The sequence below is a fragment of the Streptacidiphilus cavernicola genome, from assembly GCF_042510955.1.
GTDB classification, from domain to species: Bacteria; Actinomycetota; Actinomycetes; order Streptomycetales; family Streptomycetaceae; genus Streptacidiphilus; species Streptacidiphilus cavernicola.
In genome coordinates this window covers 16,545-39,060 of sequence record NZ_JBHFAB010000015.1, presented here as the reverse complement: position 1 = coordinate 39,060, position 22,516 = coordinate 16,545, and the positions used below count along the sequence as shown (strand labels likewise).

At 74.0% G+C, this 22,516-nt stretch carries 16 protein-coding genes; 5 read left to right on the top strand and 11 right to left on the bottom strand.

Annotated features, from left to right (window positions below; all coding sequences use genetic code 11):
• Positions 1-22: 22 nt before the first annotated feature.
• Genes ACEZDE_RS20460 through ACEZDE_RS20450 form a run of 3 tightly spaced genes read right to left on the bottom strand, consistent with a single transcriptional unit; the run spans position 23 to position 6,893 of the window.
• Positions 23-1,624 carry a DUF6020 family protein gene (locus ACEZDE_RS20460; protein WP_380537828.1) on the bottom strand — a complete coding sequence of 534 codons (1,602 nt, stop codon included), beginning with the start codon at positions 1,622-1,624 and terminating at the stop codon, positions 23-25.
• Positions 1,621-3,201, bottom strand: coding sequence for a hypothetical protein (locus ACEZDE_RS20455; RefSeq protein WP_380537826.1), 1,581 nt, complete (start codon positions 3,199-3,201; stop codon positions 1,621-1,623). The genes ACEZDE_RS20460 and ACEZDE_RS20455 overlap by 4 nt, the downstream gene beginning before the upstream one ends.
• On the bottom strand, positions 3,198-6,893 hold the full coding sequence (locus ACEZDE_RS20450) for a bifunctional glycosyltransferase/CDP-glycerol:glycerophosphate glycerophosphotransferase (protein WP_380537824.1): 3,696 nt from the start codon (positions 6,891-6,893) through the stop codon (positions 3,198-3,200). Before ACEZDE_RS20450 ends, ACEZDE_RS20455 begins: the two co-directional genes overlap by 4 nt.
• A 274-nt stretch (positions 6,894-7,167) precedes the next feature.
• Here ACEZDE_RS20450 and ACEZDE_RS20445 point away from each other — a divergent pair, with 274 nt between their 5' ends.
• Genes ACEZDE_RS20445 through ACEZDE_RS20430 form a run of 4 tightly spaced genes read left to right on the top strand, consistent with a single transcriptional unit; the run spans position 7,168 to position 11,194 of the window.
• Complete coding sequence (locus tag ACEZDE_RS20445; protein ID WP_380537822.1) at positions 7,168-8,718, top strand: hypothetical protein; 1,551 nt, start codon at positions 7,168-7,170, stop codon at positions 8,716-8,718.
• An 18-nt stretch (positions 8,719-8,736) separates the two neighbouring features.
• Entirely contained in the window at positions 8,737-9,186 is a 450-nt protein-coding gene (locus ACEZDE_RS20440; protein WP_380537820.1) for a MarR family winged helix-turn-helix transcriptional regulator, read from the top strand.
• On the top strand, positions 9,183-10,628 hold the full coding sequence (locus tag ACEZDE_RS20435) for an MFS transporter (RefSeq protein WP_380537817.1): 1,446 nt from the start codon (positions 9,183-9,185) through the stop codon (positions 10,626-10,628). The genes ACEZDE_RS20440 and ACEZDE_RS20435 overlap by 4 nt, the downstream gene beginning before the upstream one ends.
• Positions 10,625-11,194: an isochorismatase family protein gene (locus ACEZDE_RS20430; RefSeq protein ID WP_380537815.1), complete on the top strand. Its 570-nt coding sequence runs from the start codon at positions 10,625-10,627 to the stop codon at positions 11,192-11,194. The genes ACEZDE_RS20435 and ACEZDE_RS20430 overlap by 4 nt, the downstream gene beginning before the upstream one ends.
• Before the next feature lie 27 nt (positions 11,195-11,221).
• Here ACEZDE_RS20430 and ACEZDE_RS20425 read toward each other — a convergent pair whose 3' ends face one another.
• The 7 genes from ACEZDE_RS20425 to ACEZDE_RS20395 form a co-directional block, all read right to left on the bottom strand.
• Positions 11,222-12,409 carry a hypothetical protein gene (locus tag ACEZDE_RS20425; protein WP_380537813.1) on the bottom strand — a complete coding sequence of 396 codons (1,188 nt, stop codon included), beginning with the start codon at positions 12,407-12,409 and terminating at the stop codon, positions 11,222-11,224.
• Positions 12,410-12,440: 31 nt separating this feature from the next.
• On the bottom strand, positions 12,441-13,109 hold the full coding sequence (locus ACEZDE_RS20420; RefSeq protein ID WP_380537811.1) for a response regulator: 669 nt from the start codon (positions 13,107-13,109) through the stop codon (positions 12,441-12,443).
• The gene (locus ACEZDE_RS20415; RefSeq protein ID WP_380537809.1) at positions 13,106-14,344 is read right to left on the bottom strand and encodes a sensor histidine kinase; all 1,239 of its coding nucleotides are present in this window, start codon (positions 14,342-14,344) and stop codon (positions 13,106-13,108) included. The genes ACEZDE_RS20420 and ACEZDE_RS20415 overlap by 4 nt, the downstream gene beginning before the upstream one ends.
• Before the next feature lie 41 nt (positions 14,345-14,385).
• Positions 14,386-15,195 (bottom strand): ABC transporter permease, encoded by an 810-nt coding sequence (locus tag ACEZDE_RS20410; RefSeq protein ID WP_380537806.1) that lies wholly within the window; start codon positions 15,193-15,195, stop codon positions 14,386-14,388.
• Positions 15,192-16,136, bottom strand: a complete 945-nt coding sequence (locus tag ACEZDE_RS20405; protein ID WP_380537804.1) for an ABC transporter ATP-binding protein — start codon at positions 16,134-16,136, stop codon at positions 15,192-15,194. The genes ACEZDE_RS20410 and ACEZDE_RS20405 overlap by 4 nt, the downstream gene beginning before the upstream one ends.
• A 67-nt stretch (positions 16,137-16,203) precedes the next feature.
• Entirely contained in the window at positions 16,204-18,333 is a 2,130-nt protein-coding gene (locus ACEZDE_RS20400; protein WP_380537802.1) for a SpoIIE family protein phosphatase, read from the bottom strand.
• A 40-nt stretch (positions 18,334-18,373) separates the two neighbouring features.
• Positions 18,374-19,168, bottom strand: a complete 795-nt coding sequence (locus tag ACEZDE_RS20395; RefSeq protein ID WP_380537800.1) for a VOC family protein — start codon at positions 19,166-19,168, stop codon at positions 18,374-18,376.
• A gap of 170 nt (positions 19,169-19,338) precedes the next feature.
• Between ACEZDE_RS20395 and ACEZDE_RS20390 the strand changes: the two genes are divergently transcribed.
• Positions 19,339-20,928 carry an SDR family oxidoreductase gene (locus ACEZDE_RS20390; RefSeq protein WP_380537798.1) on the top strand — a complete coding sequence of 530 codons (1,590 nt, stop codon included), beginning with the start codon at positions 19,339-19,341 and terminating at the stop codon, positions 20,926-20,928.
• Between the two features lie 25 nt (positions 20,929-20,953).
• Here the strand turns inward: ACEZDE_RS20390 and ACEZDE_RS20385 are convergent, their stop codons facing one another.
• On the bottom strand, positions 20,954-22,189 hold the full coding sequence (locus ACEZDE_RS20385; RefSeq protein WP_380537796.1) for a S53 family peptidase: 1,236 nt from the start codon (positions 22,187-22,189) through the stop codon (positions 20,954-20,956).
• Between the last annotated feature and the right edge of the window lie 327 nt (positions 22,190-22,516).

The following is a 22,516-nucleotide window of genomic DNA, read 5'->3' as shown; positions in this document are numbered from 1 at the left end:
GGCGGAGGCGTGACCGCGGACGCTACCCCGGCTCGTGCCCGGCCCCGGCGTCCGCCCCGCTGTCCGCCTCCGCGTCCGCCCCGCGACCCAGGCGGCTGAACAGCAGCGGCAGTGCCAGTACCCCGACCAGGGTCGGCCCCGCCATGTAGCGGTAGAGCGGCGACGGGCTGCCCACCACCACCGTCAGCTGGAACGCGGCCGTCGCCACCGCCAGCGCCAGCACGTCGGTCCGCCGCAAGCGCCAGGCCAGCCGCAGTACCAGCAGGTAGGCGACATAGCACCAGACCGCCCCGCCCCAGAGCAGCCAGCGCAGCTGCGGCACGGTGAGCAGGCTGTACCAGAACCGCGCCGCGCCGTGCAGCGGTGCGAACAGCGAGTGGGGCCGCATCACCGGGTAGTACTTGCTGGTGTACATGGCCGGCTGGCTCCGCGCGTAGCCGTAGAGGTCGGGCGACCAGCCGGTGCCGGGGACCGAGATCGGGTCGGCGCCGGGAAAGACCGCCCAGGCCGGGTGCGCCCGGCACAGCGTGGCGTCCAGGACCACGTCCGGGCTGCGCTTGACGGTGCGCAGGAACAGCCGCACCAGCGGGCGGTTGAGCCGGTTCGCGGCGGACTGGCTGAATCCGCCGCTGGTCAGGTAGTCGGTGTCGTAGCAGTCGGCCCCGGTGCTGGACCAGTGCTTCAGCGGGGCGACCTTGGCCATCAGTGCGGTGTCGGCCGGGGTGAAGGTGCCCGGGGCCTTGCTGTAGACGTAGGCGATGTCGGCGTAGAAGAAGGTGTTGCCGGCGTAGTTGGCCGGCTTGACCACGCCGAGGGCCGGGTAGAGCCCGAGGTCGAGGCCGAAGAACAGCACCACCGGCACCAGCACCGCGACCAGGATCCTGCGCCAGGCCCGCCGCAGCGGGAACAGCAGCACCGCACCGGCGATCAGCGCGGTGAGGAAGCCGTTGTTCCGGGCCAGGCAGGTGAGCAGCAGCGCCAGCGACAGCAGCAGCCAGTCCCGGCGCTGCCCGGTCAGCCGGGTGTGCCGGGGGCCGCGCAGCGCGTCGGCGGTCAGGTGGACCAGGGCGGCGAAGCAGAGCGACGCGCCGAGGACGAACGGCACGTCCTTCCAGACCCAGACCGTGAACGCGCCCGTGGTCGGCAGCACCGCGAACAGCAGCGCCCCGGCCACGATCCAGCGCGGGCCCACGGCGAACTTGCGCAGCCCGGCCGCGAGGTAGCCGACGATCGCGCCCGCCACCAGCACCTGGGCGAACGTCAGCAGCGCGTAGTCGCCGGTGACGGTCAGGCTGAGCCACACCGCCGAGTCGTAGGCGATGGAGTGGTCGTCGACCCAGGGGTGCCCGCTGGTGGTCTCGAAGGTGTAGGCGATGGTGTCGTAGCTCATCAGCCCCGGGTAGAAGGCCGCCCACCAGACCAGCAGCACCGCCTGGGTGAGCAGGGCCACCCCGAGCGGGAACCGCAGCCGGGGCGGGATCCGCCCGGTGACCCGGCGCAGCGCCGCACCGGCCCGGCCGCGCAGCGAGCCGTCCCGGACCGCCCCGGGGGCCGCCGCCGCGGCCTGCGGTTCCGGCTCGGGTCCCGAGGCGGGGTGGGAGACGCTGGTGGACACCGGGCTCATCGGGCCTCCCCCTCGGCCTCGCCGACGCACAGGGCCGGCTTCGCCGGGGCGAGCCTGGCCTCAGCCACCGCGGAGGAGCCGGGCCAGGCCGCCCCGGCCGGGTGCTCCCCCGGGCCCGGCCGCCGCAGCAGGTCCAGCAGCGGCAGGGTCATCAGCCCGATCAGCATCGCCGGCAGCATGTAGCGGGCCAGCGCCGCGGTGATGGCGATGATGACCGACATCTGCATGCCGAAGACGATCGCGACCATGCCGACCATCGGCCGGGCCACTTGCCGTCGGCGCAGCGCCACCCAGGCGACGGTGGCGTACGAGGCGTAGCACCAGAACGCGCCGCGCCACACCAGCCACTGCAGCTGCGAGGTGGTGCTGATCTGGTAGAGCCACCGCCCGAGCGAGTGCAGCCGCTGCACCGGCGGCCGGGACTGCAGCACCGGCCGGTAGCGGCTGTCGGCCATCCGGCCGTGCGCGGACGCCTGGCCGAACAGGTTGCGGGGGATGTCGGGCGAGGCGATGAGCGTGTTGCCCTCCAGCTTCGCGGGTCCCGGCCAGATGCCCCAGGCGATCTGCGACCGGCACAGCCGGGCCTGCGCCACGGTCTGCGGGGTGCGGTCGAGTACCCGCCACCAGACCTGCACCAGTTGGCTGTTGAGCCTGGCGGCGGCCTTGCGGTCGAGCGCGTTCATGGTCCAGTCGACGTCCCAGCAGTTGGCGGCCCGGCCGCCCCAGACCGACAGCGGGGCGACCTGTGCCATCACCGCCTTGTCGGCGGCGGTGAAGCTGCCGGGCGAGGTCCCGTAGGCGACCGCGATGTCGGCGTAGTTGAGGGCGTAGTAGGAGGTGACGTCGGGGCGGGCGATGCCGACGCCCGGGTAGACCGCGTAGTTGAGCACCAGGTAGAGCGCGGCGGTGAGGGCGGCCAGTCCGGTGATCCACAGCCGCATCCCGCGCAGCGCCACCAGCAGCAGCGGCAGCGCCGCGACCACCACCGTGACGCTGCTGGTGCGGAACAGCGCGATGCCGGTGAACCCGGCCTGCAGCAGCGCCAGTTGTACGTAGAACCAGCGGTCGCGCAGGGACTGCTGGCCGCGCATCCGCCGGGCGACCAGCCGGGTGGTCGCGGCGAACGCCAGCAGCATGGAGATGCCGAACGCGGCGTCCTTCCAGACGAACTCGGTGAAACTGCCGGTGGACGGCAGCGCCGCGACCGCCAGCGCCGCGGCGCCGCTCCACCGGCCGCGGACGCCGAGGTCGCGCAGCGCCACGCAGGTGTAGGCCAGCACCCCGGACACCGCGACGGTCTGAAGCAGCGTCAGCGGCCATACGTCGCCGGTGGTCTGGAGCGACAGCCAGAGCAGGCTGTCGTAGAGGATGGAGTGGTCCGAGGTCCAGTTGTCGGTGCTGACCTGCCAGACGTAGGTGATCGAGTCGTAGCTCATCAGCCCCGGGAAGAAGGCCAGCCACCAGAGCAGGTACACCGTCTGGCAGGCGGCGTACACCGCGAGCGGGAGCCGGAGCCGCTCCGGGACCCGCAGCCACTGCCGCCGCAGGGCGGCGCCGACCCCCGGCCGTCCGGTCACGGCTGCTCCCGCCGGCCCAGTTCCAGCATCCGGTCGACCACCCGCTCGGAGGCGCGGCCGTCGTCCAGGTCGCAGAAGCTCTCCCGGAAGGCGGTGTAGGCGGGGGCCCAGCGGCCGGCCGCGGCGGGGAGGTCCCGCAGCGCGTCGACCAGCTGCTCGGAGGTGCCCAGCAGCGGGCCGGGCGCCTGCTTCTCGAAGTCGAAGTAGAAGCCCCGGAGTTGGTCCCGGTAGTGCTCCAGGTCGTAGGTGAAGAAGAGGATCGGACGGCCGGTGACCGCGAAGTCGAACATCACCGAGGAGTAGTCGGTGACCAGCACGTCGGCGACCAGGAACAGGTCCTGGATGTCCGGGTAGCTGCCGACGTCCCAGACGAAGCCGTCGCCCGCGCCGGGCACCGGGTCCACCACGTGCGCGTGCGGCCGGATCAGCAGCACGTGGTCCCGGCCCAGCGCCGCGCGGGCCTGCTCCAGGTCGATCCGCAGGTCGAGCTGGTGGCCGCCCTGGTGCCGGACCCGGTCCTCGCGCCAGGTCGGCGCGTACAGCACCACCTTCTTGTCCTCGGGCAGGCCCAGGGTGCGGCGCACCCGGTCGGCCTGCTTCTCCCGGTCGGGGGCGAGCAGGATGTCGTTGCGCGGGTAGCCGCTCTCCAGGATCTCGCCCTGGAAGCGGAAGGCCCGCCGCATGATCGGGGTGCTGAACCGGTTCGGGGAGAGCAGCAGGCTCCACTGCCCGGCCTCGCGCTCCAGGTCCTTGAGGTAGCCGGTGTCGCTGAACCAGGGGTTGTCGAAGTCGAAGCCGATCCGCTTCAGCGGGGTGCCGTGCCAGGTCTGCACGATCACCTGGCCCTCCCGCCGCTCGATCCAGGGCGGCAGATGGGTGTTGCCGACGATGTAGCGGGACCGGGCCAGCGCCTCGTACCAGGCGGCGCTGTGGGCGACCACCTCGGTCACCCCGGCGGGGGCCCGCATCCGGTCGTCGCGGACCACCCACAGGTGGTCCAGCTGCGCGCTGCGGCGGACGAACTCCTGGTGCACCGCCCGGGGCGAGTCCGAGTAGGACTTGCCCTCGAACACGTCGTAGAGCACCGCGTCGCGCAGCGGGCGGCGGCGGGCCGCGGGGTAGTGCTGCTGCTCCAGGATCCGCTGGTGGTAGCTGCCGCGCTCGGTCGGCGGGAGGTCCCTGGCCGCCTCCAGCAGCAGCCGGTCGTGCCAGCGGCGTTGCAGCGCCACCTCCTTGCCGCGGGCGGTCACCCGCAGCGGCAGCCGGGCGTGGGCCCGGGGCGAGACGTGGGCCTGGGTCTCCACGAAGCCCTCGGGCGCGTCGGCCGCCTCGGTGCGGACGTACAGCCCCCAGGCCCCGCCGTTGAGCGGCAGTTCGCCCGCGTAGCCGTCCACCGGCACGGCCGGGAGCACCGAGCTGAACCGGCCGTCCACCGCCTCGGCCGGGTGCAGGTGGGTCTTGGCGTGGTAGGAGTGCCGCAGCACCCAGGAGAAGGAGTGCCGCCCCGGCCTCGGGAAGGTGCCCTCCAGCAGGAAGCCGCCGCCGTCGGGGGCCGCCGCGACCGACTCGACCAGGGGTTGCAGCGGCTGGTCGGACAGCTGCAGCCAGCCGCGCGGGGAGGCCTTGACGCTCAGCACCCGGGGTCCCTCGCCCGGAACCGTCGCCAGCGGGAACTGGACCGCGGAGCTGCACGTGCGGTCGTCCAGCACCACGCCGACGGTCTTGCCGTCCGGCAGCAGCAGGGCACTGCCCCAGCGGTCGCAGTGGCGCTGCCGCGAGCCGGGCCGCAGCCTCGCCTGCTCCACCCGGACCGCGGTGAGCCGCGCCGGGTCGAGCAGCACGGTGAACGGCACGGTGCCGTCCGCCTGCTGACCGTCCCTCTGCTGTTCCGGCGTCAGCTGGCCCAGGGTGACCGGGAGTTCCAGTCGGGCGGTGGAACCGGCCTCGTCGTGGTTCAGCCGCAGCAGCAGACCGCCCTGGCCCTGCTCCCCGGTGTCGTCGTGCCGGGCGGCGGCGAGCCGGGCGGCGCTGACGTTGCCGTGCAGCCGGATCAGGCCCAGGCCGTCCGCGCCGGTCTCGGCGTCCGCGCCGAACATCCGGGCCTTCACGGTCTCGACGCTGAGGTAGAGGTGCTGGTCCCGGATCTGCGGCACCAGCCTGACGTCGTCGGTCGCCCAGAGCGGGGAGGGGTACTGCCCGGAACCGAGCGGTCCGGCCTTGAGCCGGCTGCGCCGGGGGCGGCCCCGGCCGAAGACGGCCACGGTCACCTTCCAGACGCCGTCCCGCCACTGGCCCCGGTGCTTCAGCGTGTCAGCGTCCAGGGCCGCGGTGAAACCGGCCAGGTCGCAGTGCCGCAGCGGCTGGTCCCTGGCGTCGGCGGTGACCTCGGGCGAGGGGACGGTCCGGGCCGGGACCACCCGGGTGCGGCGGCTGCCCTGCTCGCGCAGCAGCAGGGCCTTGACCGCGTCGCCGCGCCGCATCGCCCCCAGGTGCTTGGGGTAGGCGAAGCCTTCGAGCCGCAGCACCCCGTCCTGCCAATCGGCGCGCTTGAGGCCCGAGCGGACCACCAGCTCGTGGTCCAGCCGCAGGATCGTGGCGGGCACCGGCCCGCGGCCCTCGGCCCGGAGGGTCTCGGCCCGCAGGAAGGGGTAGTCCGCGTGGTAGCGGACCGTGCCGCGCAGCGGGATGGCCGACGGGTGGGTGCGCTCGAAGGCCAGCAGGTCGAGCAGTTCCGGGAGCCGGCGCTGGACGGTCAGCCAGTACTTCAGCCGCAGCGGCTCGGGCAGCGAGGCCGGCACCTTCGGCCCGATCTCCGTGACCAGGCCGCCGACGTGGTCGAGGAAGGCCGTCCGGTAGGCGTCGCCGCCGTCCGGCAGGACCTTGAAGAAGATCGGGATCTCCTCGGACAGCGCGTTCAGGTCGTAGCGGCGGCGGAAGCCCGCATACTCGGGCCCGTCCTGCTCCCCGAGGAAGCGGCGGACCATGCCGATCGAGGTGACCCGGTCGACCAGGCCCTTGGGGTCGGTGCGGTTCTGGGTGATCGACCGCTCGCCCGCGTCGCGCTCGCGCCAGTGGTAGATCGGCTCGCTGAGCACGTCGACGCTCGTGGCGAGGAAGTGCAGCGGGATGCTCACCGGCGCGTCCTCGTAGAGGATGCCGGGGTACTCCATGGCGTGGGCGTCCCAGAACTCCCGGCGGTAGACCTTGTTCCAGGCGGTGCGGTCGGTGATCAGCGGGTGGTGCCGGGAGACGTGGGTCCGCAGTCTGGTGGTCTTGAACGGCTTGGCGTGCACCGGCGACTGGGCGTATCCGACCGAGCGGAAGCGCTGCACATTCCCCGAGACGAAATCGGACCCGGTGGCGTCGAGGGTCCCCACCATCAGTTCGTAGGCGGTCGTCGGCAGCGTGTCGTCACTGTCCATGAACGCGAGGAATTCCGCGTCCGGGTCGACGTTCCGGACCCCGACATTGCGCGCCGGGCCCAGGCCCTGGTTTTCCTGCCGGATCAGCCGGAATCGGCGGTCGGCCTCCGCGAACCGCTCGGCGATGGCCGCGCTCCCGTCCGTGGAGCCGTCGTCGACCATCACCACCTCCAGCTCGGTGAGGGTCTGTTCGGCGATGGACGTCAGGCACTCGTGCAGGTAGGGCTGCACGTTGTAGATCGGGACGACGACGGAGAGACGCGGGGCCATGAGTGGTGGTGAGCCTTTCTCGGGCAGACTGGCAGCGCATTCGCCTACACGTGACCTGGAATGTAGGAGCGCCATTGCCGCATCGTTCTTCGACCAGCAGTCACATAGGTGAAAAATAGCACCGCGTGGTCGAATCAGAGCGCAACGCCGCCCGCAGAACAAAGGACTGGGCCGAATGCGTGAACGGCCCGCGGACCGGTAAGACGGGTAAGCGAACGGTGTGACTGCCCCAGCCGTTACCCCGGTGTTAACCCGCGGCGGGGACGGTGGGACGGTGCCCGCACCGAACCGATTCCCGCTCCGCCGCCCGGTCGTTCCCCCGCGGCTGCGGATGCCGCTGGGGATCGCGGCCCTGGCCCAGGCCGGCTACCTGCTGTGGTGGGCGGCCTTCTACCCCGGGCTGTTCAGCTACGACAGCTTCACCTACAGCTACGAGGTGACGACCGGTCACTGGATCGCCGACCACTCGATCGCCTACGACGGCGCGCTGTGGCTCTCCCTGGTCGGCACCGGCGACTACGCCGCGCTGACCCTGGCCCAGACCGTGGCCATGGCCGCGGTGATCGGCTACCTGGCGGCCGGACTGCGCAAACTCGGCGTCAGGACCCGGTGGATCGCCGGCTCGGTGCTGCTCACCGTGGCGCTGCCCTCGACCGGTGCGTTCGTCGTCTACGCGTGGAAGGACGTGCCGTTCGCCATCGGCACGGTGCTGGCCTTCGCCGCCGTGCTGCACCTGGTGGCGGACACCCTGCGGCAACCGCGGCGGCACGGCGGCAGCGGCGGCGGTGCCGGTACCCGTAGCTGGCCGCTGCTCGGCCTCGGACTGCTGGTGGTCTGCCTGGCCCGCAACAACGGCTTCCTGGAGGTGGTCCTGATCGGCCTGGCGCTGCTGGCCGCACTGCCCCGGATGTGGAAGCGGACCACCGTCGTCGTACTGGCCCCGGTGCTGTGCTTCTTCGCGCTCTCCGACGGGCTCTACCCGGCACTGGGCGTGACCAAGCCGCTGAACAACGCCGCCTACAGCTTCCTGTACGGCGACATCGCCTACGCCTACAGCCGGCACCCGGGCACCTTCACCGCCGCCGACACCGCGCTGATGGCCGAGGTCGCCCCGCTGAAGCACTGGTCTGCCACCGGCGCCGACTGCTACCTGATCGACCCGGTGGTGCGCGGCAGCTTCGACCTCCCCCTGGCGGTCCGGCTCAACAGCCGGCTGACCGGCCTGTTCGGTGAAGTCACCGCCCGTACCCCGCTCGACGTGGCCCAGGCGACGCTGTGCCGGTCGCACGCCGCCTGGTCGGTCACCTCCGGCGCGGACCCGGTCGGCGTGGCCGGCACCACCGTCGACAAGGGCCTGATCGGCTTTGTCGCGACACACCCGGAGATCACCGGCAACCGGTACTACCCGGAGATGAGCATCCGGCCGCTGCTGCGCGCGCTGCACGGCCCCGCCAACGCCTGGGCCGAGGGGCTGCGCAGGTCGGGGCTGGTCTGGCTGGTGTGGGGCGGCGCGCTGTGGGCCTATCTGACCTACGCCGCGGTGCTGGCGCTGTTCGCCCGGCGGCGCCCCGGCGGACGGCGGCGCGAGGTGCTGGCCCTGGCCGCGGTCACCCTGGGCAGCCAGCTCAACGTCATCGCGGCGACCCCCTCCCCGCTGTACCGCTACCTGGCCGCGCCCACCCTGATCGGCGTGCTGGCACTGCCGCTGCTGTCCGCCCGGCTGCCGCGCCCCGAGCCGATCCCGGTCCCGGAGCAGGGGCAGGAGCCGGGGCAGCGAGAATCATCAGTCCTAACTGATGAGGTGAAACTGGACAGTCCAGCCTGAAGGTTTTACCGTGGGCTCATGGACGAGAACGTTGAGGGTATCTCGGAGTCGGCGGTCCGTGCGGCGAGCGACGTGCGGGTGGTGTTCAGCCGGCTGCGGCGGCGGCTGCGGGACACCTACGACACCGAGGGGCTGACCCCCACCCAGACCTCCGCGCTCAGCCGGCTCAGCAAGGAGGGCCCCCGGTCCGCCAGCGACCTGGCCGCCGCCGAGCGGGTCCGTCCGCAGTCCATGGCCGCCACCCTCGCGGCGCTGGAGGAGCGCGCCCTGATCCAGCGCCGCCCCGACCCCGACGACGGCCGCCGGCAGCTGGTCTCGGTGAGCGGGACCGGCCAGGCCTTCCTTGAGGACAAGCGGCGGGCCAGCGAGGAGTGGCTGGCCCGCAGCCTGCAGGAGCGCTGCACCGAGGCCGAGCGGCAGACCCTGATCGAGGCGCTGGCCCTGCTGGAGAGGCTCGCCCAGCCGTGAACGCCAGGCTCTCCCGGCTCGCCCGCTCGATACGCCCGCGCACCGGCGGCGGCTCCGGCACCGGCGGCGACCCGGGGAACGCCTTCGACCGCAGGCTGCTCGCCCCGATGGTCCTGGGCGCGGTGCTGAACCCGGTCAACTCCTCGATCATCGCGGTGTCGCTGGTGCCGATCGGCGCCGCGTTCGGAGCCCCGCCGTCGCAGACCGCCTGGCTGGTCTCCGCGCTCTACCTGGCCACCGCGATCGGCCAGCCGGTGGTCGGCCGGCTGATCGACCTCTACGGGCCGAGGCAGCTCTTCCTGGCCGGGACGGCACTGGCCGGAACCGCCGGGATCGTCGGCGCGCTGGCCCCGTCCCTGGCCGTGCTGGTCGTCGCCCGGGTGCTGCTGGGCTTCGGCACCTGCGCCGGCTACCCGGCCGCGATGTACCTCATCCGCAGCGAGGCCAAGCGCACCGGCCACGACAGCCCGGCCGGGGTGCTGACCCTGCTCGCCGTCTCCACCCAGACCATCGCCGTGATCGGCCCCACCCTGGGCGGACTGCTGATCGGACTCGGCGGCTGGCGGACCACCCTGGCCGTCAACCTCCCGCTGGCGGCGACCGGTCTGGTGCTCGGGCTGACCCGGCTGCCGAAGACCCCGCTGCCGCCGCGCGCCGAGCGCGGCCGGGTCAGCACCCGGCTGGACCCGGCCGGCATGGCCCTGTTCGCGGCGATGCTGGTCTGCCTGCTGCTGTTCCTGATGAACCCGCGGACCTCGGACGGGTACCTGCTGCTGCTCACCGCCGCCGCGGCGGCCGGCTTCACAGTCAGGGAACGGCGGGCCGCGGAGCCCTTCATCGACCTGCGGGTGCTGGGCGGCAACCTGCCGCTGCTGGCCACCTACGGCCGGGCGCTGCTCTCCTACGTCGTCTCCTACGCCTTCCTCTACGGCTATACCCAGTGGCTGGAGCAGGGGCGCGGACTGACCGCCACCCAGGCCGGGCTGGCCCAGCTGCCGCTGTTCGGCACCGCGATCGCGGTGTCCGCGCTGACCGGACGCCGCACCGAGATCCGCGGCAAGCTCCTGGTCGGCGCCGCCGCCCAGGTCGCCGCCTGCCTGCTGCTGCTGACGCTCGGCGCGGGCAGCCCGGTCTGGCAGCTGGTCGCGGTCGCCCTGGTGGTCGGCATCCCGCAGGGCCTGAACAGCCTCGCCCTGCAGAACTCGGTCTACCACCAGGCCGATCCGGAGCGGATGGGCTCCTCGGCCGGACTGCTGCGCACCTTCGGCTACCTCGGCGCGATCGTCGCCTCCGCGGCCGACGGGGTCTTCTTCGCCCGGCGCGCCGACACCGCCGGGCTGCACCACCTGGCCTGGTTCCTGGTCGCCCTGGCCGTGGTCTTCCTGGCGGTGACGCTGGCGGACCGCTCGCTGTCGGTGCGGGGGTCTAGCGTGGCCCCATGACCACACTCAAGAACCGGCCGAACACCGCACTCCTCGTCATCGACGTGCAGAACGGCGTCGTCGCGAGCGCCCACCAGCGCGACACGGTCGTCGCCAACATCGCCGCCCTGGTCGACCGGGCCCGCGGCGAGCAGGTCCCGGTCGTCTGGGTCCAGCACTCCGACGAGGGCCTGGCGGCGGGCAGCGACGACTGGCGGATCGTCCCCGAACTGGTCCCGGACGACGCCGAGCCGCTGGTCCCGAAGAACTACGGCGACGCCTTCGAGGGCACCGACCTGGAGCGGGTGCTGTCCGGCCTGGAGGTCGGGCGGCTGGTCGTGGCCGGGGCGCAGACCGACGCCTGCATCCGCTCGACCCTGCACGGCGCGTTCACCCGGGGCTACGACACCACCCTGGTCAGCGACGCCCACACGACCGAGGACCAGACCCAGTGGGGCGCCCCCTCACCCGACCTGGTGATCGCGCACACCAACCTGTACTGGACCTACCAGTCCGCGCCGGGCCGCACCGCGGGAACGGTGGAGACCAAGGACGTCGACTTCGGCGCCGCCGCCAGCGCCGGCTGACCCCGCCGGCACCGCTGACCCCGCCGGCTACGGCGGTCCCGGCCCCAGCAGCCAGATCGCGCCGTACACCGCGGAGGCGAGCGCGAGCAGGGCCAGGACCGCCGTGGTGCGCGCGGGCCGCAGCCCGGCCAGGTACAGCGCCAGCGGCAGCAGCAGCGGGAAGGCCGGGAGCAGCAGCCGCGGCTTGGAGTTGAAGTACGCCTGCGCGCCCAGCGCCAGTGCCGTCAGCACGCCGGTGTAGACCAGCAGCGCCAGCGGCAGCCGTCGGCGCAGGCAGCACCAGTAGGCCCAGAGCACCAGGCCGACGAAGACCAGCACCCCGGCCCCGGTCAGCAGGCCGGAGCCGCTGAGCTGCCGCCAGATGTAGCGGCCGTACGCCCAGCCGCCGTCGAAGCCGTTGCCCCAGGCGCCCTGCACCCGCAGGTAGGCCACCGGTCCCCCGGTCCACAGCACGTAGCCCAGCCAGCCGGCCGGGGCCAGCAGCGCGCCCGCCAGGATCCGCGGCCACCCGCCCCGCCGCTCCCACAGCGCCGCCGCCGCGCAGACCCAGACCGCGGCGATCAGCGCCACCGCCGAGACCCGGGTCAGCCCGGCCAGCGCGGTCAGCAGCCCGGCCCGCAGCCAGTGGCCGCGCAGCAGGCCGTGCAGCGCCCACGCCGCCAGCGCGGTGAACAGCGCCTCGGAGTAGGCCATCGACAGCAGGATCCCGATCGGCAGCGCCGCCCAGAGCACGACCAGCACGGCCGCCGCCCGGCGGCCCGAGGAGCGCTCGGCCACGGTGTGGATCCCCCACGCCGCGGTCAGCGCGGCGACCGCGCTGACCGCGAGCCCGGCGTCGGCCGGGGCCAGGCCGGTGAGCGCGCCGATCCCCCGCTCCAGCCAGGGCAGCAGCGGGAAGAACGCCAGGTGCGAGCGGGCCCCGGCGCCGCGCGTGGTCGCGGTCGCGACGTATCCGGGCCAGTGGTAGCCGTGCCGGGCGATGTCGCTGTACCAGAGCGAGTCCCAGCGCGCGGAGAGCAGTTGGTGCGGGCTCCGCCGCTCGGCCGCGCACCACGCCGCCAGCACCAGCAGACCGGCCGCCCGTACCGCGGTGAACCACCCCAGCGCGGGCAGCGCCCGCCGCAACGACGAGCCGCCCGGCGCCGCGACGAGCCGGGCAGCCGGGCGGGCCGCGGCTTCGGGAGCCCGCGGCGGTCGGGTCGGGCGCTGGATCACGCGGGCCAACCTATCGTGCGGCTGTGCGATGTCATGCCCCCGTGGCGCTGACCAGCCCTGACTCATAGCCGAAGACCACCAGCTGGGCCCGGTCGCGGGCGGCCAGCTTGGTCATGGCGTGGGACACATGGGTCTTGGCGGTGGCCGGACTGATGAACAGCCCGGCGGCGATCTCGTCATTGCTCAGTCCGCCCGCGACCAGCACCACCACCTCCCGTTCGCGCTCGGTCAGCAGCCCGATCCTGGCGACCTGCCCGGGGTCGTGCGCGGGGCGGCGGGTGAACTCGGAGATCAGCCGACGGGTGATCCTCGGCGCGATCAGCGCCTCCCCGCGCGCCACCACCCGGACCGCGTTGCGCAGCTCGCTCGGCTCCAGGTCCTTGAGCAGGAAGCCGCTGGCCCCGGCCCGGAGCGCGCCGTGCACGTACTCGTCCAGCTCGAAGGTCGTCACCACGATGATTTTGGTGCCGGCCGCCGCCGGGTCGGCGCAGATCCGGGCGGTGGCCTGGATGCCGTCCAGCCGGGGCATCCGGACGTCCATCAGCACCACGTCCGGGTGCAGCCGGTGGACCAGCTCCACCGCCTCCAGGCCGTCGGCGGCCTCGCCGACCACCTCGACGTCCTGGTCCCGGGCCAGCAGGGCGTGGAATCCGGCCCGGACCAGGGCCTGGTCGTCGGCGAGCAGCACGCTGATGGTCATGGGGTCTCCAGGGGAAGCCGGACGGTGACGCGGAAGCCGCCCGAGGGCAGCGGACCCGCCTGGGCCGAACCGCCCAGTGCCTCGGCCCGCTCCCGGATCCCGACCAGTCCGAAGCCGGGACGGGCGACGTCGCCGGGACCGGGGGCGGCGGCGCCGACCGGGCTGTCGTTGGCGACCTCGACCACCAGCGCCCCGTCGGCCGTGTCCTCCCGGCGCAGGGCGACCGTCGCCCGGCTCGCCGAGGCGTGCCGCAGCACGTTGGTGAGCGACTCCTGGACGATCCGGTAGACCGTCAGCTGGACCACGGCGGGCAGTTCGCGCAGCTCCCGGTCCGGGCCGGGGTCGAGCAGCAGCTCGACCTCCAGGCCGCTGCGGCGGCTCTGCTCGACCAGTTCCGCCAACTGGTCGAGACCCGGCTGCGGCCTCCGGTCGGCACCGCCGCCGGCGCTGTCGCCCCCGGTGCCGCGGAGCAGGTCCAGGGCCGCGCGCAGCTCCGGCATGGCCTGCCTGGCCGCGCCGCGCACGGTCAGCATCGCCGCCCTGGCCTGCCCCGGGCTGTCGTCCAGGACGTCGAGGGCGAGGCCGCTCTGCACCAGCACCACGGAGATGGTGTGGGCCAGGACGTCGTGCAGTTCCCTGGCGATCCGCAGCCGCTCCTCGGCGAGCCTGCGGCCGGTCCGCTCCTCGGCGGCGGCGGCGGTCTGCCGCAGCCGCTCCTCGTGCTCGGTCCGGCGGCGCCGGGCCGAGGCCCCGAGCGCCGCGCTCGCCGCCATCCCGAGCGGAGGCATCGTCAGGCTGAGCGAGTACCAAGGCAGTTGCTGCGGCGGCAGGGCCGGGACCAGCCAGCCGCAGAAGGCCAGCAGCGCCGCGCTGACCGCCCCGGCGCGGTCCGGGCCGTAGGCGGCGAGCGCGTAGCAGGCGACGAACAGCAGCACCCCGGGCGCGAAGCCCGGGTAACCGGCGGCGTGGTAGCCGGCGCAGCCGAGCAGGCAGCCGAGGGCGGCGGCCAGTGGACGGCTGCGGCGCCACAGCAGCGCCGCGGCGGCGGCCAGGGTCAGCGGATACGCCCAGCCCTGCGGCGGGACCGGCCCGGCGGCGAAGTGGATCTCGGTCCACACCCCGAGGCAGGCGAACGCGCCGGCGCCGGCGGCCAGCAGGACGTCGCCGCGCCGGTCGCCGCCGGACGGGGGCTCCGCCCCGGTGCGGCGGCCCGCCGCCGTGGCCGTGTGTTCCACAGCGGCAGCGTATGCGGCGCCGGAGCGGTCGGGTGCGGTGGTCACCCCATGTCGCCGGAGCCGGCCACCGAAACCGCCCCGGTGGCGGACACCGGCAGGACGGGCCGCCGGCCCCACCGGGGCCGGTGGTAGGCGACCGCGGCCAGGCCGCCGAGCAGCAGCGTCCAGCCGGCCAGGACCGCGACGTCGGCCCAGCCCGGCGCGTGCCCGGCGGCGACGGCCCAGCCCAGGTCGGCCAGCCGGTAGGTGGGCAGCAGGTCGGCGACGTGCAGGAAGGACGCGGGCAGTTTCGCGGGCGGCACCCACAGCCCGCCCATCGCGGACATCGCCATGTAGAGGGCGTAGCTCAGCGGGAACGCGGTCTCGGGGCCGACCGCGTAGCCGATCGCGGTGCCCAGCAGCGCGAACGGCAGGCTGCCCAGCCACAGTGCGGGGACCAGGGCCGCCCACTGCCAGGCGTCCAGCCGGACGTCCTTGGCCAGCACCGCGGTGAGGCAGACCAGCAGGATCGCGGGCAGCGCCACCAGCATGCCCGCGGCCAGCTTGGAGGCCATGACCTGACGGGCGTTCAGCGGAAGCGCCCGGAGCTGGTCGACCCAGCCGGTGGCGCGCTCCTGGGAGATCCGGGGGCCGGTCGCCGAGAGCACTCCCCAGATGGCTCCGTAGGCGGCCATCGCGACCATGATCTCCACCGTTCCCCCGAGCTGTCCCGGTTCCTTCGGGGCGCCGCCGAAGAGCGTGGAGAACAGCAGGTAGAAGCCGATCGGGGCGAGCACCCCGAGGGCGAGGTAGCGCGGGTCGCGCAGCATCCGGACGCATTCGAGACGCAGGTAGTAGCCGGTGCCGTTCATCGGGCTGCCTCCAGGGCGGGTGCGGCGGCGGCTGCGGCGGCGGCCGGCGCGGTGAGCTGCAGGAAGGACTCGTCCAGGCTGGGCGGGACGACGCTGAGGTCCCGCCAGGCCAGCGGCCCGGCGGCGAGGGCCCGCACGGTGGCGTCGGGGTCGGCGGTGCCCAGGGTCACCAGGTCGCCCCGGATGTCGACGCTCCCGGCGCCGAGCCAGCCGCGCGGCGGGCGGGCCGGTGGGTCGGACAGCCGGAAGCGGACCGTGGCCCGTCCGGCCAGGGCGCGGATCTGCGTCGCGGTGCCGTCCGCCACGACCGTCCCCCGTGCCATCACCACCACCCGGTCGGCGTTCTCCTCGACCTCGTCCAGGTAGTGGGTGGCGAAGACGATGGTGCGGCCGGTGGCGGCGTAGCCGCGCATCGCGGTCCAGAACTCGCGGCGGCCCTGGACGTCCAGGGCCCGGGTCGGCTCGTCCAGCACCATGGTGTCCGGGTTCCCGACCGCGACCAGGGCGAACTTCAGCCGCTGGACCTGGCCCCCGGAGAGCCGGTCGACCCGGCGCCGGGCCACCGCGGTCAGCCCGGCCAGCTCCAGCGCCTCGCCGACGGCCAGCGGACGCGGGTACAGCCGGCGGCCGAGGGTGACCAGTTCGGCGACGGTGACGCCGGGCATCGGCCCGCAGTCCTGCAGCATCGCCGCGATCAGGCCCCGGGCGACGGCGGTCCTCGGCGGCAGGCCGCCGACGGCGACGGTCCCGGCGTCGGGTGCGAGCAGGCCGAGCAGCATGCCGACGGTGGTGGACTTGCCCGCGCCGTTGGGGCCGAGCAGGGCGACCGTGCGCCCCCGGGGGATCTCCAGGTCGAGTCCGCGTACGGCGTGGACCTGGCCGTAGTGCTTGCTGACGCCGTGCAGGGTGACGGCGTCGGTCCGTAGTGGTGTGGTGTCCATACGCCGATGGTGCCGTCCGGCCCCTGGTCAGCGCGTCGGCCGGGCGATGCGGACCCGGTCGGCCCGACTACCCCACAGGATGTAGGCCGGCGCCGGACCGGAACTCGCACCACACCGTCTTGCCCGCGGGGTGCGGCTCGACGCCCCAGCGGTCGGCGAGGACGTCGACCAGGAGCAGGCCGCGGCCGGAGACCGCGGCCTCGCTCGGGCTGCGGCGGCTCGGCCAGCCGATCGAGGAGTCCTGGATCTCCAGCCGGATCCCCGGCCGCTCCCCCGGCAGCAGCTCGACCACCAGCGTCGCCCCGCCGTCGGTGTGCACCAGCGAGTTGGTGACCAGCTCGTCCGCGGCGAGTTCGACGTCGCCGCTGAGGCCCTCGACCCCCCAGCCGGTGAGCGTGCGCCGGATCAGCGCACGGGCCTCGGCCAGCCCGCCCGGGTCGGCCTGGTGCACCCGGCGCTCCACCCGCAGCGGCCCGCGGATCCCCGGCTCGGACCCGCGGCGGACCAGCAGCAGTGCCATGTCGTCGTCGGTCCCGGGCCGGTCCGGCCCCTCCCGGCAGAGGTGGTCGGCCAGCCGCTCGCTGCCCTGCGGGCCGGTCCGCACCGCGTCCGCGAGCGTCCGCAGGCCCTCGGAGATGTCCTGCCCCGGCCGTTCGACCAGGCCGTCGGTGCACAGCAGCAGGGTGTCGTCCGGGTCGAGGTGCAGCGCGGTCTCCGGGTAGTCGTCCAGCTGGAAGACCGTGGCGATGCCGAGCGGGAGCCCGCCGCGGACCTCCGGCCAGTCGGTCCTGCCGTCGGCGCGGCGCAGCAGCGGCCCGAGGTGCCCGGCCCGCACCGTCCGCAGCGCCCCCGACTCCAGGTCGGCGTCGATGTAGACGCAGGTGGCGGAGCGCTCGGTGTCGAGGTCGGCCAGGAAGCGGGAGGCCCGGGTCATCACGGTGGACGGGTTGTGCCCCTCGGCCGCGTAGGCGCGCAGCGCGATCCGCAGCTGGCCCATGATGGCCGCGGCATGGCTGTCGTGGCCCTCGACGTCGCCGACCACCAGGCCGATCCGGCGGCCGGGCAGGGTGATCGCGTCGTACCAGTCGCCGCCGACCTCGCGGGCCCGGTGCCCGGCCCGGTAGCGGACGGTGACCTCGCCGCCGCTGATCGGCGGGATCCGCCGCGGCAGCATGGTGGTCTGCAGGGTGGTGGCGAACTCCCGCTCCTGGTCGAACAGCACGGCCCGTTGCAGCGACTGGGCCACCACGCTGGTCAGCGCGATGTAGACGGTGCGGTCCTCGCTGTTGAACGGGCGGCCCTCGCCGAAGTAGAGCCCGAGCGCGCCCAGCGTCCTGGCCTGCGCCGACAGCGGCAGGAAGGCGGCGGCGTTGATCCCCATCTCGTCCGCGTAGGGGCCCAGCCGGGGGTAGCGGGCGCACAGCTCGACCCGGTCGCCGATGAACTGCGGGCGGCCGGTGCGGACCGCCTCGGCCAGCGGCAGCTGGTCGTCGAGCCGGCTCAGTGACAGGTCGTCATGCGCCCTGAGCGCCGCGGAGGGCGGATGGGTGGCCGCGACCAGCCGCATGAAGGCCCCCTCGACCAGGCCCAGCGCGAGCCCGTCGGTGCGGAACCGGCGCAGCCCCTCCTGGTCGGTGAGCACGCCGATCACGTCGTCGACGGTGAGCGCCTGGGCCAGGGCCTCGGTGGTGGCCCGGACCGAGTCGGTCCTGCGGCGGCGGTCCGCGCCCAGGGTGCGCATCGCCTCGGCGTGGGTGAGCTCCTCGTCGGCGTTCCTGACGATGCCCGCGATCCGGTACGGACGGGCCTGGTGGTCGCGCAGGATCCGGCCCTGGGTGTGCGCCCAGCGCAGCGACCCGTTGCGGAGCAGCACCCGGAAGTAGGCGGCGAAGCCGGGGCTGCCGTTCCGCAGCGCGCCGGAGACCACCGCGTCCAGCCTGCGGCCGTCGTCCGGGTGCACCCGGGGGGCGAGCGAGGCGGGACGGCCGTCGAACTCGTCCGCGCGCAGGTCGAAGACCTGGAGGCCGACCTCGTCGAGGAGGTAGGTGCCGGCGTCGAGGTCCCAGTCGAAGCTGCCCATGCCGTTCAGGGCCATCCGGTCGTCAGCGGCCGTCGGACGGCTCCGCAGCGGCACGTACCTGGCCGGCCGCTGGCGCGGGTCGTAGTCCTTGGGGCCGGGCGGCGGTCGGTTCTCCATGCGGGCGCTCCGCGGACGAGGACGGGCGAGGGGGACGGGGTCAGTGCGAGCTGATCAGGAAGAACTGCGCGCCCTGCGGGTCGCACAGCCGGGCCACCTCGCCGTAGGGCGTGCCGGTGGCTGCCTCGACCAGGGTGCCGCCCAGCTCGGTGGCCCGCTCGGCGGCGGTGGCCGCGTCGTCGACCGCGAAGTAGACGTGCCAGGCCGGGCGCTCGGGGGCGACCGAGGGGTCGCGCTCGGCGGTGGCCAGGGCCGCGATCCTGCGGCCGTCGGCGCGCAGCACCACCCGCTCGTGCTCCCAGGTCACGTCCAGCCGGTCGCGGTCCTGGGCGGCCCAGTCCAGGACCCCGCCGTAGAACAGGGCCGCGGCGAAGGCGTCGGTGGACAGCTCCATCCAGGCCGGGGCCCCGGGCAGCCGCAGCGCCTGCACCGGCCCCGGCTTGCCCTCCCAGAGCCCGAAGACCGCGTTGTCCGGGTCCACCGCGACGGCGACCCGGCCCGCAGCGAAGTCGACCGGGCCGATGCCCACCGTGCCGAGGTGCTCGCGCACCCGCTGGACCCCGGCCTCGATGTCCTCGGTGCCGAAGAACACCGTCCAGGCCGGTGCGCCGCCCCACTCCTCCGGCAGCGCGCCGACACCGGCCACCCGAAGTCCGCCGGCGACGGCGTAGGCGTACGTCCCCCAGCGCTCCTCGACGCACTCGAACCCCCAGCCGAGCAGGTCGCCGTAGAAGCGGCGGGCGTCGGCGGGGTCCCGGGCCAGCAGGCTGACCCAGCTGGGGGCGCCGGGAACGCACGACACCCCGGAACCGCCGGCCTCCGGCAGCTCGCTCACGCTGATCACCCTCTCCTGGCTCCTGCTCCCGGGCGTTTTCCGCCGGGTTCGTCCCGGCTTATCCGATTCTCGGGCCAAGCGCCGCTCACCGCCGTTCGGCGCCACGCCGGGAGGCCGGATCCGGGCGAGGATGGAGTGGAGCGGGGGTTCCGACAGCGAGGGAGCGCACCATGGCGCCGACGGCGACCGACCGGCACGGCCCCCGGGACGTTGGAGGCCGGGCGTTGCGCTGCCTGGTGACCGGCAGCACCGGCTACATCGGCGGGCGCCTGGTCCCGGTGCTGCTGGCGGCGGGAGAGGAGGTCCGCTGCCTGGTCAGGGACCGGCGGCGGCTGCGGGACCAGCCCTGGCAGGCCCGGGTCGAGGTGGTCGAGGCCGATGTGACCCGCCCGGAGACCCTCCCGGAAGCCCTCGCCGGGGTGGACGTCGCCTACTACCTGGTGCACGCCCTGGGCACCGGCAAGGATTTCGAACGCACCGACGCGCGGGCGGCCGAGGAGTTCGGCCGGGCGGCCCGGACGGCCGGGGTGCGGCGGATCGTCTACCTCGGCGGGCTGGTCCCGCGCGGGGTCCCGGACCGGGAACTGTCGCCGCACCTGCGGTCGCGGGCCGAGGTCGGCCGGATCCTCCGCGGCTCCGGGGTGCCCACGGCGGAGCTGCGCGCGGCGGTGGTGATCGGCTCCGGATCGGCGTCCTTCGAGATGCTGCGCTACCTCACCGAGCGGCTGCCGGCGATGGTGACGCCCAGGTGGGTGAACACCCGGATCCAGCCGGTGGCGGTGCGCGACGTGCTGCGCTTCCTGGCCGGCTGCGCCCGGCTGCCGCGGGAGGTGAACCGGTCCTTCGACATCGGCGGCCCCGATGTGCTGACGTACCGCGAGATGATGCTGCGCTACGCCGCCGTGGCCGGGCTGCCGCACCGGTTGATCGTGCCGGTGCCGGTGCTCACCCCCGGCCTGTCCAGCCACTGGGTGGGCCTGGTCACCCCGGTCCCGCGCGCCATCGCCCGGCCGCTGGTGGAGTCGCTGCGGTACGAGGTGGTCTGCGACGAGCACGACCTCGCCCGGTATGTGCCGGATCCCGAGGGCGGTCTGCTCGGCTTCGAGGACGCGGTCGCACTGGCGCTGCGGCGGGTCCGCGAGGCCGAGGTGGAGACCCGGTGGTCCTCGGCGTCCCTGCCCGGCGCACCGAGCGACTCGCTGCCCACCGACCCGGCCTGGGCCGGCGGCAGCCTCTACCAGGACGACCGGACGCTGACCGCGGACGTCGACCCGGCCGCCCTGTGGCGGGTGGTCGAGGGCATCGGCGGCGAGCACGGCTGGTACTCCTTCCCGCTCGCCTGGGCGGTGCGGGGCTGGCTGGACCGGCTGGCCGGGGGCGTCGGGCTGCGGCGCGGACGGCGCGACCGGGACCGGCTGCGGGTCGGCGACTCGCTGGACTTCTGGCGGGTCGAGGAGATCGTCCCCGGGCGGCTGCTGCGGCTGCGCGCGGAGATGCGGCTACCCGGACTGGCCTGGCTGGAACTCGGTGTGGAGCAGGACGCGCACGGCCGCACCCGCTACCGCCAGCGCGCCCTGTTCCACCCGCACGGCCTGGCCGGGCACCTGTACTGGTGGTCCGTCGCACCGTTCCACACGGTGGTGTTCGGCGGCATGGCCCGGAACATCGTCGGCCGGGCCCGCGACACACGCCAGGGCCCCGGTCGTGGGGACGACCGGGGCCCTGCCGCTGTGGGGGTTTCAGGGTGGAACAGGTGGTGACGGAACGTCAGTTACAGACGAACCGTCAGCCGGTGAAGGCGGCCAGGCCGTTGGGGGTGCCCAGGCCGGTCGGGCCGTCGTAGCCGGCCGCCGCGGCGCAGAGGTAGGCCGGGGAGCAGGTGGCGGTCTTGCCCGTGGTCACGTCGTTCAGCGACGAGGTGTGGGCGTAGAGGTCGGCCGCCGGGATGCCGGCGCTCGGGGTGCCGGCGTCGGCGTAGACCGCGGCGATCAGCGGCGAGGCGACGCTGGTGCCGCCGTAGACGACCCAGCCCGAGGCGCCGTAGGTCTCGTAGACCGCGACGCCGGTGGCCGGGTCGGCGACCGCGGAGACGTCGGCGACGGTGCGCTTGGAGCAGCCGGTGTCCTTCTGCCAGGTCGGCTTGGCGTCGTACTTGGAGCAGCCGGAGCCGGCCCCCTCGGTGCTGCTGGTGGACCACACGCTCTCGGTCCAGCCACGGGCGTTGGAGGCGGTCTTGAGCGAGGTGCCGCCGACCGCGGTGACGTACTTGGACGCCGCCGGGTACTCCACGCCGTAGCCGGAGTCACCGGAGGAGACGGTGATGGCAACGCCCGGGTGGTTGAAGTACTTGGTGTCGTAGGTCGTGTCGGAGCTGGACTCCGAGCCGCCGTAGCTGTTGGAGACGAACTTCGCGCCCAGGGTGACCGCCTCGTTGACCGCGGTGCCCAGGTTCGCCGTGGTGGCGCTCTTGGCCTCGACCAGGATGATGTGCGCGTTGGGGGCGATCGCCGAGACCATGTCCAGGTCCAGGGATATCTCCCCGGCCCAGCCGCTGTTGTTGCTGGGCAGCGAGGTGGTGCTGCCGGTCTGGCTGACCTGCTTGAAGCAGCCGCTGGCCACGGTGCAGGCGGGCAGCCCGAACTGGGACCGGTAGACCGCCATGTCGGACGCCGCGTTGGGGTCGTTGTAGGCGTCGACGATGGCGACGGTCTGCCCGGCGCCGCCGTTGGCCGGGAGGTTGTACGCGCTGAGCAGGCTGGACGGCCCGAAGCCCGAGGGGGTGGCATCGGGGGTGATGCCGAGGGCGTTGACGTGCTCGGTGGTGCTGGTGACCCTCAGCGCGTTGCACGCCATCTGGCCTGCCTTGTGCACGACCGCACAGGAGCGGACCCAGCTGGTGCCGCTGTGGGTGGCGGCGTCGGCGGGGGCCGCTGCCAGCAGGCCGGAGGCGGCCAGGGCCGCGGCGCCGAGCAGGGGAAGGACCAGACGGGCGGAGCCGCTGTGGTTCGTGGTGGTACGCAACGTACTGCCTCCAGGGTTGGGGGTGTGCCGGGGGCGTGCTGAGTACGTCCGCTCAGGACCCTGCCGCACACGGCGTCCCTTGGGGAGGGACAGCCTTGTGCGACGCGTGGGTGGGTGCCCTGTGGGGGTCGAGCACTGTGCCTCCCCGGTCCGGGGTGGCAACTGACGAGTAGGCTAGTGAGCTGACTGTGTCCCGACAAGACCTTGAATGTAAATTGCAGTCACCTAAAAGGAACCGCCGCTTCCGCAGGTCCGTGCAATGTGTCAAAACCACTGCTCAGCAAGGAAGTTCAGCGCATCTCCGACTGCCGCACGAGCAACGCCGGG

Bases quoted from the DNA above. Each gene is read 5' to 3' on its own strand.
- ACEZDE_RS20410 (WP_380537806.1), bottom strand. From the start codon at position 15,195: ATGAACGGCACCGGCTACTACCTGCGTCTCGAATGCGTCCGGATGCTG.
- ACEZDE_RS20460 (WP_380537828.1), bottom strand. From the start codon at position 1,624: ATGAGCCCGGTGTCCACCAGCGTCTCCCACCCCGCCTCGGGACCCGAG.
- ACEZDE_RS20390 (WP_380537798.1), top strand. From the start codon at position 19,339: ATGGCGCCGACGGCGACCGACCGGCACGGCCCCCGGGACGTTGGAGGC.
- ACEZDE_RS20420 (WP_380537811.1), bottom strand. From the start codon at position 13,109: ATGACCATCAGCGTGCTGCTCGCCGACGACCAGGCCCTGGTCCGGGCC.
- ACEZDE_RS20450 (WP_380537824.1), bottom strand. From the start codon at position 6,893: ATGGCCCCGCGTCTCTCCGTCGTCGTCCCGATCTACAACGTGCAGCCC.
- ACEZDE_RS20430 (WP_380537815.1), top strand. From the start codon at position 10,625: ATGACCACACTCAAGAACCGGCCGAACACCGCACTCCTCGTCATCGAC.
- ACEZDE_RS20405 (WP_380537804.1), bottom strand. From the start codon at position 16,136: ATGGACACCACACCACTACGGACCGACGCCGTCACCCTGCACGGCGTC.
- ACEZDE_RS20400 (WP_380537802.1), bottom strand. From the start codon at position 18,333: ATGGAGAACCGACCGCCGCCCGGCCCCAAGGACTACGACCCGCGCCAG.
- ACEZDE_RS20440 (WP_380537820.1), top strand. From the start codon at position 8,737: ATGGACGAGAACGTTGAGGGTATCTCGGAGTCGGCGGTCCGTGCGGCG.